Origin of the sequence: Flavobacterium acetivorans, from assembly GCF_020911885.1 — a bacterium.
Classification (GTDB): domain Bacteria; phylum Bacteroidota; class Bacteroidia; order Flavobacteriales; family Flavobacteriaceae; genus Flavobacterium; species Flavobacterium acetivorans.
Genome location: NZ_CP087132.1, coordinates 430,862 through 444,175 on the forward strand (window position 1 = coordinate 430,862; position 13,314 = coordinate 444,175).

The following is a 13,314-nucleotide window of genomic DNA, read 5'->3' on the forward strand; positions in this document are numbered from 1 at the left end:
ACATCAATCAAAATGATGGCAGTAGTTTTAGTACTGACATCGTGTAGCGATAATTTTGGGGACATTAATACCGACCCAAATAATCCATCGAAAGTTAGTCCCAATTTACTTTTACCAGTTGCACAAAACTACTCAGCGTTTGCTCAAGAACGCAACCGAGGTAACAATACTTTGGGAAATATGATGATGTATAACTGGAGTCAAAGTGACGGTTTTTCTTGGTATACTGATGAATTTTTATATCTTGTTACTTCTTCATTTTACCAACAGAACTTTGACTATGTGTATACTAATGTTTTAAAACAGTATAACTCTTTAAGCACGCTTCAAGGTGATGAAAATGGTTATTATAAGGCAATCGGCAATATTATGAAAGCTTATCACTTCAATATTTTAGTTGATACTTATGGCGATATCCCATACTCTGAAGCCTTAGCCAGAGGTGGTGACCCTACTCCTGCTTACGACAATGCACAAACAATTTACGATGATTTGGTTGTTCAATTATCTGCTGCAATTGCCTTAATTGACGCAACAGAGTCAAATACTAATATCAAAGCATTAATTCCAGGTGCAGATGACGGTATTTTCGGAGGAGATATGTTGATGTGGAAAAAATTCGCTAATTCCATAAAATTAAGAATGTTGGTTCGCCAATCAAGTATGACAGGACGCGCAGCTTATATTCAAACTCAACTTGCTGCTATAACAACCGAAGGATCAGGATACATAACAAATGACGTTGAAGTAAACATTGGATATAAAGCATCTACAAATCAACAAAATCCTAAATGGGATGCATTTGGCTATGATGTTTCTGGAACAATCACAAATAACAATAATGCTACTTGCGCTACTGACTATATTTTGGATTATCTAACAAACACCAATGATCCAAGAATTGATTATATTTATGAAAAACCCGCCACAGGTCATTTAGGTGTAATGCAGGGTTTACAAAATTATGATGAAACCGTAAATGGTGTCGATGGATTAACACCTGAATTTGTCTCTAATATAGGCCCTGGAATTTTAAAATCAGCCTCACAAGGAGCTGTTTTATACACAGCTGCAGAGTCTTATTTTAACCAAGCTGAAATTGATTTAAAATTTAATGGAGGAGCAAATGCCAAAACATTATATGAATCAGGAATCCAAGCCTCATTTACCTATTTAGGAGCTGGAAATGCAACAACATATTTCTCACAAGCTAAAAATTTGGTAAATTGGAACACTTCAACCAATAAACTCCAAGCTATCATTACTCAAAAATGGATTGCAGTTAACGGTATAGATGCTATTCAATCTTGGTTTGATTATAATAGAACCGGTTATCCTGCAAATCTACCAATTTCTGCTCTGGCGACATCAGCTAACAGACCTGTTAGATTGGCATATCCAGCAAGTGAGGTTACTTCAAATGGTTTAAATCTTCCAGCACAGCCAAATGCATTTACAGCTAAAATATTCTGGGCTAATTAATTAAAAAAATAGAATTTATGAAAACAATTAAATATATATTAATTTTTGTGTTCTGTTTTGCTTCTTTTACATCTTGTATAGTAGAGGACACAGAACCATCAGCAGCAAATGGAGAAGGGCCTAATTTAGCCGGATTTAATGATTCCAGTTTGAATTTAGGAAGTGTAGCCGATGGTCAAGCCTATGACTTTAATTTAAAAATGGAAGTTAAAGGGCCTACTTATAAGGAAATGACTTCTGATATTGAAGTTACTATTGCAGTAGATCCAGCATCAACGGCAATTGAAGGCACACATTTTAAATTTACTTCAAAAAAAATAACCCTTTCCGCTAGCAATAATTATTTAGGACTATTGCCAATCACCATGTTAACAGATGGCATTGTGGCACCTTTAGATGTTGCTCCTGTATTAATATTGAGAGTTTCTGAAGCAAGTGGCAACAATAATGTAGTCAATAATGGTAAATTATTGAAAATTACATTAAATTATCTTTGTTTCTCAAATTTAGCTGGGACTTACAATGTAAATGTACATTATGTACGAGCAGCTTCTGGTATTGATGAAATTCTAAATTATACCGATGTAATTACAGAAACCGGAAGCGGCGAATACAGAACAGGTTTGATTGGTCATTGGGCAGCAGCAGACTTAGGTGGCACACCAGGATTTACCTTTTTAGACGTTTGTAATGTAATAACAATTCCACAACAAAACTTAGTAGACACATACTCTAATTTAGTTGAAGGAGTTTCAGGAACAAGTTCTGTAGATCCTGAAACAGGGGTTATTACTATGCAATATACCGTTACAGGAGGTAATTTGAGAGAATATTGGGTAACCTATACTCCAGCTAATTAACTTATAATTCAAAAAAAATGAAAAAATATATAAAATTTAAATTATTTATTTCACTAGCTTTTTTAGCTTTAATTGCTGTATCGTGTGATGATAAAAACGATCCTGAACCTATTATTAGTACGGAAGATTATCCAACAGCTACTTTCTCAGTAAGCAACACTACCGTTAACGAAAAAGATGGTTTAGTCACTGTAACAATTACTACAGATAAAATGTTAACCAGAGGGATTACCTTTTCTGCTGAACAAACGGGTGGTACAGCTGTATTACATGAAGATTATGATATTGTAGAAGCAACAATAGCTCCCTATTCAAAGGAAGCTAAATTATTAGTAAAATTTTATGGAGACATAATCCCGGAAGTAGCTAAAACGCTGCAAATACAAATTACAACGCCTTCTTTGGCAAATAGGTATTTTTTAAACCCAACAACGGTTTTACCATCCTATAACATTACCATTAATAATTATGTTAGTAACACATTAGATATTTCATTTGCATGGAATAAAGACATTGATGGTTACGATACTGGATCAAATATTGATTTTGATATATTTGTTGCAGATGCAGCAGGTTATGACAATAATGATCCTTGGGCTACATATAATGATACCGATTATGCAGCAACAGGAGACCATCCAGAGGTATTATCAATGAATTTAGCAGATTGGCCAGATGGTGAGTATATTTTATTTCACGATTTGTATCAAAATGGTTTTTATGGATATGGAGCTGCAGCAAACGTTACTGTTCCTATAGTTGCAACTTTTGTTAGAGCAGGCTCTTTTTCAACTGTAGTTACGCAAGACCCTTCGCAATCAGTAAATGCGAATACTACAAATGGGACTGTAGATGATAATAATGCAAATACAGGTGAGTTCCATAATGGTTTTATTGCTAAAGTAGCTATTTCTAACGGTAAATTTACTGTTTCAGATTACAATGGAGCACAGTTAGCCTCTGGAAAATTGTCCGGTATTAAGAAAAATTCAAGACTAAAATCTATTTTAAAAAAATAAATTATTACTCATTGTCTAGTCCTGAAAAAGTAATACAGGATTAATCAAAAATAAAAGTACAATTTTAGACAGTAGTAAGTTCAGGTTTACTACTGTTTTTTTTTGTTTTATAAGCTTTAATTTTATTTTGATTACACATCTGATTCGGTTTAACAAAAAATCAAAAAAACCACCACCCTAAAAAGTGGTGGTTTTTTTATATATTTGCACCATGGAAAAAGAACATCAAATATTTGGGATTAGAGCAATTATCGAAGCGATACAAGCAGGTGCAACAGTAGACAAAGTTTATATTCAAAAGGAAGCGAGCAGCGAACTGATGAAGGACTTAATGAAAGTGATGAAGCGCGGTAATATCAACTTCTCCTATGTTCCTGTTGAAAAACTGAACCGATTGACTCCCAATAACCATCAAGGTGCTGTGGCGACTATCTCTCCTATTTCATTTTTCGACTTAGAAACTTTAATAAATACTGTAGTCGAAAATGGGAAAAAACCTTTGTTTTTAATATTGGATCAAATTTCTGATGCGCGTAATTTTGGCGCTATCATCCGAACTGCGGAGTGTACTGGAGTGAACGGAATCATTGTTCAAAAAGCAGGATCGGCACCGGTAAACGGTGATACCGTGAAAACATCGGCTGGAGCCGTATTTAATATTCCTATTTGTAAAGTAGAACACATCAAAGATGCTATTTTTCTTTTGCAGGCCAGCGGAATAAAAACAGTGGCCGCAACTGAAAAAACAGATCAAAACATATATGATATTTCATTAAATGAACCTGTGGCAATAATTATGGGATCGGAAGACAGAGGAGTAAATCCTTCTGTATTAAAAATTATTGATGAAAAAGCAAAACTACCCATGTTCGGAACTATTGGATCTTTGAATGTTTCGGTTGCTTGTGGCGCTTTTTTATACGAAGCAGTAAGACAAAGAAGTTAAGAATTTTTGATTCTAGATTTCAAAAATCATACATAATAAAACGAATTAGAGCTCTTGTTCTGGTTCGTTTTTTTGTTCTGAGATAATCACGTATTTCACTTCTTGACTGGAAATATAGTAACTCTGGAAACCACCTAATTCCGCTACTTCTTCTATTTTTGGGAGATTCACAAAATTCCCATTTTCATCGAAACGTTGCATGAATTTATCTTCTAAAGGGTTATAATCCGGTTTTTCCCAATCGTATTTTGGAGCTTTTTTAAACTCCGGTGTTTGATATAAAACAGACAGAACAAAGCCTGTAATTAAACCAGCTAAATGTCCTTCCCAAGAAATAGTTTCATCTACTTTAGGGAACGCAAACCAAACCATCCCTCCATACACTACAATTATCATCAAAGACAAAGCGATTAATCGATAATATTTGGTCAAAATTCCTTTAAAAAAAATAAAACTGACCAGAACATAAACCAAACCGCTCGCCCCGATGTGATAACTGGACCGACCAATTACCCAAGTAAAGATACCCGTAAATAAAATTCCATATCCAATTACCCTCAAAGACTGTTTTCGATAAAAAAACTGTAAAGCAGCTAACAACACTAATAAAGGCAATGAATTACTATAAAGATGTTTCAAATCTGAATGAATAAATGGAGCAAAAACAATTCCTTGTAAACCCGATACTGTTCTTGGAAAAATACCGTTTTCAACAAAATCGTAATCAAATCGAATTTCGAGCCAATAGACAAACCATAAGAACAGCACAAAAAAAAGTGGCATTCCCACAACTGCCGTCGTGAATTTAAAATGTTTATTGCTCATCTTTAGCTTTTTATTTACTATTACTAATTTAAGTCAAAAATTCAACCAAAAATAATTTAGTGCTACTTTGTCATACAAGATAATTTGTTGATTTGTCAGTTCGACCGCTAGATTATGACTAAATTTGTAATCGGAAATTTTTCGAATTCCCGAATAATCAAATTTGCGATTAAAAAAATGGAAGCACCCTTAGCAGAACGCATACGACCACAAAAACTACAAGATTACATCAGTCAATCCCATTTGGTAGGACCAAGCGGTTCTTTAACCCAACAAATTGCAAAAGGAATCATTCCTTCCTTGATTTTATGGGGACCTCCTGGAACTGGAAAAACAACCTTGGCACAAATTATTGCCCAGGAATCCAAACGTCCTTTTTATATTTTGAGCGCCATAAATTCAGGTGTAAAAGACATTCGTGATGTTATTGAAAAAGCAAAGCAAAGTGGCGGATTATTTACATCCAAAAACCCTATTCTTTTTATAGATGAGATTCACCGTTTTAGTAAATCACAACAAGATTCACTTTTGGCGGCTGTAGAGAAAGGATGGATTACCTTGATAGGCGCCACAACAGAAAACCCAAGTTTTGAGGTAATACCCGCTCTTTTATCTCGTTGTCAAGTCTATATTCTAAATGCGTTCACGAAAGAAGATTTAGGATCTTTATTGCAGCGCGCAATGAAAACGGATGTGATTTTAGCAACTAAAAATATTGAATTAAGAGAATCAGAGGCGCTATTGCGACTTTCGGGTGGCGATGGGCGCAAACTATTAAATATTTTTGAACTTGTCGTAAACGCTTCCGCTGAAAACGAAATTATCATCACTAACGACCGTGTTTTTGAATTAGTACAACAAAACACCGTTTTGTATGACAAAAGTGGTGAACAACATTATGATATAGTATCGGCTTTTATAAAATCGATCCGAGGAAGCGATCCAAACGGAGCGGTATATTGGTTGGCAAGAATGATTGAAGGAGGCGAAGATGTAAAGTTTATTGCCCGTAGAATGTTGATTCTTTCCAGCGAAGATATTGGTAACGCCAATCCTACGGCTTTCATTATGGCCAACAATACTTTTCAGGCGGTTTCCACCATTGGTTATCCGGAAAGCCGAATTATACTGAGTCAATGCGCTATTTACCTAGCGACCTCTCCAAAAAGCAATGCTTCTTATTTGGCAATTGGTACTGCTCAGCAATTAGTAAAACAAACTGGCGATTTGTCTGTGCCCATTCATTTGCGAAATGCTCCCACTAAATTAATGAAAGAATTGGGTTATGGCGAAGAATACAAATACTCCCATGATTTCGCCAATAATTTTGCCGAACAAGAATTCTTACCAAATGAATTAAGTAACAAAGCCATCTATGTTCCCGGAAATAATTCTCGCGAAAACACAACTCGTGAATTCCTTAAAAACAGATGGAAAGACAAATATGGATATTAGTGTTCAGTCAAAGTTAGCAGATAACAAGTGATAAATAACAAAAAAAAACAGATTTCAGATTAGATATTTAACATCCTTAATCTGAAATCTGAACATTAGAATTTAACATCCACTTTTTCGGAGATTAATTTGTCGTTTTCGTAATATTCAAAAGACCAGTGATTTTCTTTCCCTATTAAAACGCCATGAATCGATCCTTTCACTGCAATAAAAAAACTTGGATTAGAAGTCTTATAAACTTTCATAACCACTTTAGGTGTACTGTCGACCAGTTGAAAACCATTGTTCATAGGCTGAGCATAAAGCAAATTTACAGCAGCCGTACTTTGGGACTGAATCATTACATTTGATGGAGAGACAGGTGTTGAAACCGCAATCATTTCTTGACTAACCTTATTTATCGCTTGACCACTGTATTTATATTGCAAAGCATAAACTGATTTAAAAGCTTCATTCAAAGCCTCTGTATAGGACAATTGATAATCTTTCTCCTTACTTTTTCCAATTTCTGATTGAAAAACTATTTTTCCGTAACAATCTTTAAGAGTAATGAAAAGTTTAGTGACTAAAAACCCATTATCTTTTACTACATCATAATAAAGCAAGCCACATCTATCATTATATTCACTTGAAATGGACTCATTAGCATAAAAAGCTTTAAAACCTGCTTTGTCTAAATTAAATTTAGATAAAGTCGCGAGGCGATATTGATTATCCGTTTTCATAAAATCAAACTTCAATGGCAAAACAACGGCCTTGTAGTCATTAACCGATTGTGCAAAACCGAAACTACCAACAAACAATAACACAAATAAAAATCTTAGCTTCATAATTATAAATATTTTTTTAGTTCTAATAAATGATTGACTTGTTTAATATTTTGTTCAACTTGAACATTACTTTCGTTAAAAAAAATGGCGTCTAAACCCGCGTCAAGGGCTCCTTGAACATCTGCATCAAATGAATCACCTATCATAATACTATGCTCTTTTTTAGCATTGGCAATGTTTAATGCATGTTCAAAAATAATAGGATTTGGCTTTTTTACTCCCGCCATCTCAGAATTAGTTACCGAATCAAAATAAATCTCCAACCTAGAATTTTTCATTTTTCTAAATTGAACGTCCGCAAAACCATTAGTAATAATATGAAGTTTATACTTCCCATTGAGATAGTCCAAAATCTCAAAAGCACCATCAAAAAGATGATTATTATCTGGTAACAACTCAATATATTCCTTAGAAATCGCTTCAATTTCCTCATCAGAAATATCATAATTTAAGGCATCAAAGGATTCTTTCAACCGCTTGTAACGCAACTCCTGATGGGTAATTTTATCGTATTGATACAATGCCCAACAGGCCTGATTGATGGGTACATATTTTTCAATAAATTCATCAATTTCAATTTCAGGATGCTTCTGTCTGAATATTTTCTCAAATGTTAATTCGGAATTTTTATCAAAATCCCAAAGTGTATGATCTAAATCAAAGAACACATCTTTTATATTACCAATTTTCATTTTATTTTTTTAGAATATTCCTTCATCAACAAAGCTAAAGTAATTATTTTCAGTAACAATCAAATGGTCCAATACTTTTATCTCTAAACTATCCCCGGCTGATTTTAACTTTTTAGTAATTTGCTTGTCGGCATCACTAGGAACCAAAGTCCCGGAAGGATGATTATGACACAAAATCAAAGCGGTAGCTCCCATTTCAAGAGCAGTTTTAAATACGAGCCTTACATCAACCAAAGTTCCGGTTATTCCGCCTTTACTTAGTTGTGATTTTGAAAGTATTTTATTCGAATTATTCAAATATACAATCCAAAATTCTTCATGTGGCAATTCCCCAATCAGCGGTTGCATAATCTCGAAAATCATCTTGCTTGAAGTAATCTTAATCAATTTAACAGCTTCTTCAGCCCTTCTTCTCCTTCCTAATTCTAAAGCAGCTATAATCGAAATGGCTTTTGCCTCGCCTATTCCTTTGAAATGCATCAGCTGAGAAACTGATAATTTCCCTAAACTATTCAAATTATTATCAACGCTGGCCAAAATCCTTTTGCTTAAATCAACTGCCGATTCGTTACGACTTCCTGAACCAATCAAAATTGCGATTAATTCAGCATCACTCAAAGCACTTTTGCCTTTCAGCATTAGTTTTTCTCGTGGCTTATCGTCTTCGGACCAATTCGCGATTGAAAAAAAGGAATTTTCAGCCATAACAATAAATTTTAGATTAGTTCATCTCAGCTCATTTAATTCGAAATCAATCCTTTCACCTCATCAAAATCCAAGCCGCCATAATTCCCAGAACTCATCAGTAATAAAGCTGAATTTTCTAGATTTTGATTAAATAAATAATCCTTGAATTCTTTTGGGTTAGTATAAATAATCAAATCTTTTCTATTGAAAGCAGTAGCAATTTGTTCATAACTCACTTCTTCCAATTGTTTTATTTTTACTGCGTCAGGCGAATAAAAAACAACCGCTTTATCAGCGTATTCCAAAGCTCCTTCATATTCTTTTAAAAACTCCGCATTTAGACTGCTATACGTATGTAATTCTAAACAAGCCACCAAAGTTCTATTTGGATATTGTTCTTTTACGGCTTTGGTCGTAGCGGAAACTTTAGATGGTGAATGTGCAAAATCTTTATAAGCAACTTTTGTTTTGCTTTCGGCAATTTTCTCCAAACGTTTAGAAGCTCCTTTAAAACTGGCAATTGCCTCATAAAAATCGGCCTCATCAACTCCCATGTTTTGGCAAATCCATTTGGCTCCAGCCAAATTATTAAGATTATGCGCCCCAAAAACTTCGATAGGCATGTCCCCTTCCGGAGTTTCTAATAAGGTTGTCCCGTCTTCTACTTTATAATTTGGTGTTTTATATCCTAATTTACGAATCGGGTTTACGGCTGCTTCAGCAACTCGTTTCACCTCCGAATCTTCTTCATTATAGACTAAAATTCCGCCATTAGTAATCTTACCAATAAAAATCTCAAACTGTTCTACATAGTTATCATAGGTGGGAAAAACATTGATATGATCCCAAGCAATGCCCGAAATTAAAGCAATATTGGGCTGATATAAATGGAATTTTGGTCTTCTATCTATTGGTGAAGACAAATATTCATCTCCTTCCAAAACGATAAAATCATTTTCTTCGGTAAGATGAACCATGGTATCAAAACCTTCTAATTGCGCTCCAACCATATAATCTACAGCAATATCGTGATAATGCATCACATGAAGAATCATCGAAGTAATGGTTGTTTTCCCGTGGGAACCGCCAATGACTACTCTGGTTTTATTTTTGGATTGTTCGTATAGAAATTCTGGATAAGAATATATTTTCAACCCTAATTCCTGAGCTTTCAATAATTCCGGATTATCGGCTTTGGCATGCATTCCTAAGATTACTGCTTCAATATCTGAGTTTATTTTTTCAGGAAACCAGCCTAATTCCACAGGAAGAATTCCTTTTTTGTCCAATCTTGATTTAGACGGCTCAAAAATAGCGTCGTCACTTCCCGTGACCTGATATCCTTTATTGTGTAATGCTAGCGCTAGATTGTGCATGGCGCTTCCTCCGATAGCGATAAAATGTGTACGCATTCTAATTTATTGGTTTATGGTTGTTGCATTCAAGATTACTACTCTATCTTGAATTTATTATTATAAGACTCTAATACTTTATTGGCTTTTTCAGGCTCTTTCATTTTGTTTTTATACAAATTAACTAGTTTTTGATAACTTTTCTTCGAACCTCCTTCAATTATTGCTTTATTGTATTGCTGCTCAGCTAGAGTATATCTTTTAAAATATTCCTCGATATGTCCCCTTGACAAATAACCATCAACGGGAGACAATCGCAATAATTCGTTAGAATATTGTATGGCTTTGGCTTCGCTACCCCCTACAATTCCAGGCAACTGAATATAAAGTTCTATCAAAGCCCAGCGCGATTCAATATGTTTTGGATCGAGACTAATGGCTTTTTCAAAAGAATCTTTAACCTCTCCAACCATACCAAGAGCCTTAAACTTATTCGATTCTTTGGCTTTCATTCCTAAGGCGCCTCCATATTTGTAATAATAATCAGCCTCTTTGGTTTTCAATTGTTTGAGTCTTTTATAATACCCAATTGCCTTGTCCCAAGATTTGTTTTTTCCGGCAATATCTCCCAAATATTCCATCGTTTTTAAATGATTTGGATTTTCATTTAAAAAAAGCTCAAAAACAGCTTCTGCCTGAGCCCATTTTTCTTCTTTAAAAAGCTTTAGCCCTTTATCAAAATTAGATTGAGACCAGGCGATTATTGGAAGAAATACCATTAAATATACAAAATGCTTCATGGTTCAAAAATAAGGAAATTTATAATTGTAATCCACTTTCGTTCCAAAAGGTTTAACAATAAAAAAGCCTCTTAACTTGTTTTCACACAAGATAAGAGGCTTTTAAAGTTTAAACCAATCGCTTATTTCACAATGGTCATTTCATCAATGATGTGTTTAGCACCAGCATATTTATCAATAATCCAAAGTACATAACGAATATCCACACTAATTGTTCTTTGCAATTTTGCGTCAAAAATAACATCACCAGCCATTGCTTCGATGTTTCCGTCAAATGCAATACCGATTAATTCTCCTTTTCCATTCAATACCGGTGAACCTGAATTTCCACCCGTGATATCATTGTCAGTCAAGAAATTTACCGGCATATAACCATCTTTATCCGCATATTGTCCAAAATCTTTGGCTTTGTTCAATTCTAACAATCGAGCCGGTAAATCAAATTCTTGGTCTCCTGCTTTATACTTTTTAACCAATCCGGTCATTGTTGTATAATTATTTACCTCAGCATCATTGCGTTTGTCTGCAGGCAAAGCACGTACTTTTCCGTAAGTCAATCTCAAAGTTGAGTTAGCGTCTGGATACTTTATCAAATTCATTTTAGATTCACGTAAACCTTCTACTAAATTACGGAATGCTTTGGCAAAATCATCATCTGATTTCAGTTGTTCTGCAGATTTAGCTCTCATTTTTACACTCAAATCATTCGAAACCACATACAAAGGATCATTTGCAATGTTTTCTGGTTTTGGATTTTTCATGAAAGCTAAAACGCTTTCTTTTGTAGCAAAAATACTTTTGGCAACAGCCTCATTTACAAAAGCCGTAAAATCACCATTATTCGCTTCTTTTAATTTCGCAACACTTTCAGGTAGTCCGTAAGCTGCCGCTTTTGAAGCATATAAATTTAATTGAGCCGTAAAAACATCTTTCTCTAGAGGAGCATAGAATTTCCCATAGGCCGCATCAATAAATTGATTCAATCTAGGTAACATTTCTGTTCTTTTGGCTTCATTTTCTTTAAAATATGCTAACATTGCATTCCCTAAATTAGCAGGAGTAGCACCATAAGTTGCCGTTCTCATTAATTGAGTTAAATAGCTGTCATGGCTCGATTTTAAATTCGTTGCCGCATAATAATTATTTATTGTTGCAATAACATTCCCAAATTTCTCTTTGTTGGCTTTTTTATTAGCCCAAGTATTGAATTTAGCTTCTTGTTTTGCTTTGGTTTTTGCTGTTCCGGCTTTGGTCAAAGCATCAATCATTCCTTGACGGTTTTTCCAATAATTAGCCGTTGAAGCATATTTAGAAGCATATTCCAGATTAACGGTTTCGTCTTTATCCATGTATGCTTTCATTCTGTCCATTCCTGTTTTTGCCCCTTCAACCCAGGCAGGATAAGCAAATTTTACGTTTTGTTCTATTCCGCCTGCTGGCATCCAACGGTTTGTACGCCCTGGATAACCCAAAATCATTGCAAAATCATTTTCCTCAACTCCTTTTAAACTTACAGGCAAATAATGCTTTGGTTGCAAAGGCACATTGTCTTTAGAGTATTCGGCCGGATTTCCATTGGCATCAGCATAAACTCTGAACATGGAGAAATCGGCTGTATGACGTGGCCATTCCCAGTTATCCGTATCTCCACCAAATTTCCCTAGACTTTCCGGAGGAGTCCCTACTAAACGAACGTCTTTGTAATCTTGGTAAACAAAATAGTAATATTCATTTCCTTGAAAGAAAGGACGAACAGAAACCGTATATTTTCCACCTTCACTATTCTCTTTTTCAATCAAAGCCATTTCTTGTTGAATCGCTTTGTTTCTTTCTGCCTCCGTCATTTTATCATTTACTTTAGATAAAATTCTTTTGGAAACATCGTCCATGCGAACGAAAAAACGAACAAATAGAGATTTAGGTTTCATTTCGGCACTTTTATCTTTAGCCCAAAAACCATTTTTTAAATAATTTTGTTCCTCAGACGAAAGCTCAGCTATCGCGTCGTAACCACAGTGATGGTTCGTTAAGACTAATCCTTCTTTGGAAACAATTTCGGCTGTACAACCACCGTTGAATTGAACCACGGCGTCTTTCAAACTATGGTTATTGATACTGTAAATTTCTTCGGCTGTCAGTTGCAAGCCCATTTTTTCCATATCTCTATGGTTTAATCTTTCGATAAACATCAAAAACCACATCCCCTCGTCTGCTTTCACAGGGAAAGTCATCAAGCACATTGTTAAGAATAAAATTATTTTTTTCATAATTCAAATATTTTTTTTGTGGTGCGAATATAAATCATTTTCTCAATTTTATAATCTATTCTCTTTAAAAAGCACCAGCAAACTTGTCGTTTTTAACTT

At 34.7% G+C, this 13,314-nt stretch carries 12 protein-coding genes; 5 read left to right on the forward strand and 7 right to left on the reverse strand.

The window, feature by feature from the left end; translation table 11 throughout:
* Positions 1 to 12 precede the first annotated feature (12 nt).
* From LNP19_RS01955 to rlmB, 4 genes are all read left to right on the forward strand, one after another.
* Positions 13 to 1,482, forward strand: a complete 1,470-nt coding sequence (locus LNP19_RS01955) for a SusD/RagB family nutrient-binding outer membrane lipoprotein (RefSeq protein WP_230063102.1) — start codon at positions 13 to 15, stop codon at positions 1,480 to 1,482.
* 17 nt (positions 1,483 to 1,499) lie between these two features.
* Entirely contained in the window at positions 1,500 to 2,342 is an 843-nt protein-coding gene (locus LNP19_RS01960; RefSeq protein WP_230063103.1) for a hypothetical protein, read from the forward strand.
* A 17-nt stretch (positions 2,343 to 2,359) separates the two neighbouring features.
* On the forward strand, positions 2,360 to 3,361 hold the full coding sequence (locus LNP19_RS01965; protein WP_230063104.1) for a hypothetical protein: 1,002 nt from the start codon (positions 2,360 to 2,362) through the stop codon (positions 3,359 to 3,361).
* 211 nt (positions 3,362 to 3,572) lie between these two features.
* The gene (gene rlmB, locus LNP19_RS01970) at positions 3,573 to 4,307 is read left to right on the forward strand and encodes a 23S rRNA (guanosine(2251)-2'-O)-methyltransferase RlmB (RefSeq protein WP_230063105.1); all 735 of its coding nucleotides are present in this window, start codon (positions 3,573 to 3,575) and stop codon (positions 4,305 to 4,307) included.
* A 45-nt stretch (positions 4,308 to 4,352) separates the two neighbouring features.
* Here rlmB and LNP19_RS01975 read toward each other — a convergent pair whose 3' ends face one another.
* Positions 4,353 to 5,132 carry a rhomboid family intramembrane serine protease gene (locus tag LNP19_RS01975; protein WP_230063106.1) on the reverse strand — a complete coding sequence of 260 codons (780 nt, stop codon included), beginning with the start codon at positions 5,130 to 5,132 and terminating at the stop codon, positions 4,353 to 4,355.
* Between the two features lie 177 nt (positions 5,133 to 5,309).
* Between LNP19_RS01975 and LNP19_RS01980 the strand changes: the two genes are divergently transcribed.
* Complete coding sequence (locus LNP19_RS01980) at positions 5,310 to 6,587, forward strand: replication-associated recombination protein A (protein WP_230063107.1); 1,278 nt, start codon at positions 5,310 to 5,312, stop codon at positions 6,585 to 6,587.
* Positions 6,588 to 6,682: 95 nt separating this feature from the next.
* Here the strand turns inward: LNP19_RS01980 and LNP19_RS01985 are convergent, their stop codons facing one another.
* The 6 genes from LNP19_RS01985 to LNP19_RS02010 all read right to left on the reverse strand — a co-directional run bounded on the left by LNP19_RS01985 (position 6,683) and on the right by LNP19_RS02010 (position 13,215).
* Positions 6,683 to 7,417 (reverse strand): hypothetical protein, encoded by a 735-nt coding sequence (locus LNP19_RS01985; RefSeq protein ID WP_230063108.1) that lies wholly within the window; start codon positions 7,415 to 7,417, stop codon positions 6,683 to 6,685.
* 2 nt (positions 7,418 to 7,419) lie between these two features.
* Complete coding sequence (locus LNP19_RS01990) at positions 7,420 to 8,109, reverse strand: YjjG family noncanonical pyrimidine nucleotidase (RefSeq protein ID WP_230063109.1); 690 nt, start codon at positions 8,107 to 8,109, stop codon at positions 7,420 to 7,422.
* A 9-nt stretch (positions 8,110 to 8,118) separates the two neighbouring features.
* Positions 8,119 to 8,814 (reverse strand): RadC family protein, encoded by a 696-nt coding sequence (gene radC, locus LNP19_RS01995; RefSeq protein ID WP_230063110.1) that lies wholly within the window; start codon positions 8,812 to 8,814, stop codon positions 8,119 to 8,121.
* Between the two features lie 35 nt (positions 8,815 to 8,849).
* Complete coding sequence (locus LNP19_RS02000) at positions 8,850 to 10,208, reverse strand: UDP-N-acetylmuramate--L-alanine ligase (RefSeq protein ID WP_230063111.1); 1,359 nt, start codon at positions 10,206 to 10,208, stop codon at positions 8,850 to 8,852.
* A gap of 38 nt (positions 10,209 to 10,246) precedes the next feature.
* Positions 10,247 to 10,948 carry a tetratricopeptide repeat protein gene (locus LNP19_RS02005; protein ID WP_230063112.1) on the reverse strand — a complete coding sequence of 234 codons (702 nt, stop codon included), beginning with the start codon at positions 10,946 to 10,948 and terminating at the stop codon, positions 10,247 to 10,249.
* Positions 10,949 to 11,070: 122 nt separating this feature from the next.
* A complete protein-coding gene (locus tag LNP19_RS02010) occupies positions 11,071 to 13,215 on the reverse strand; it encodes a S46 family peptidase (RefSeq protein WP_230063113.1) in 2,145 nt (714 codons plus the stop codon).
* Positions 13,216 to 13,314 lie beyond the last annotated feature (99 nt).

Bases quoted from the DNA above. Each gene is read 5' to 3' on its own strand.
- LNP19_RS01955 (WP_230063102.1), top strand. From the start codon at position 13: ATGATGGCAGTAGTTTTAGTACTGACATCGTGTAGCGATAATTTTGGG.
- LNP19_RS01960 (WP_230063103.1), top strand. From the start codon at position 1,500: ATGAAAACAATTAAATATATATTAATTTTTGTGTTCTGTTTTGCTTCT.
- LNP19_RS01965 (WP_230063104.1), top strand. From the start codon at position 2,360: ATGAAAAAATATATAAAATTTAAATTATTTATTTCACTAGCTTTTTTA.
- rlmB (WP_230063105.1), top strand. From the start codon at position 3,573: ATGGAAAAAGAACATCAAATATTTGGGATTAGAGCAATTATCGAAGCG.
- LNP19_RS01975 (WP_230063106.1), bottom strand. From the start codon at position 5,132: ATGAGCAATAAACATTTTAAATTCACGACGGCAGTTGTGGGAATGCCA.
- LNP19_RS01980 (WP_230063107.1), top strand. From the start codon at position 5,310: ATGGAAGCACCCTTAGCAGAACGCATACGACCACAAAAACTACAAGAT.
- LNP19_RS01985 (WP_230063108.1), bottom strand. From the start codon at position 7,417: ATGAAGCTAAGATTTTTATTTGTGTTATTGTTTGTTGGTAGTTTCGGT.
- LNP19_RS01990 (WP_230063109.1), bottom strand. From the start codon at position 8,109: ATGAAAATTGGTAATATAAAAGATGTGTTCTTTGATTTAGATCATACA.
- radC (WP_230063110.1), bottom strand. From the start codon at position 8,814: ATGGCTGAAAATTCCTTTTTTTCAATCGCGAATTGGTCCGAAGACGAT.
- LNP19_RS02000 (WP_230063111.1), bottom strand. From the start codon at position 10,208: ATGCGTACACATTTTATCGCTATCGGAGGAAGCGCCATGCACAATCTA.
- LNP19_RS02005 (WP_230063112.1), bottom strand. From the start codon at position 10,948: ATGAAGCATTTTGTATATTTAATGGTATTTCTTCCAATAATCGCCTGG.
- LNP19_RS02010 (WP_230063113.1), bottom strand. From the start codon at position 13,215: ATGAAAAAAATAATTTTATTCTTAACAATGTGCTTGATGACTTTCCCT.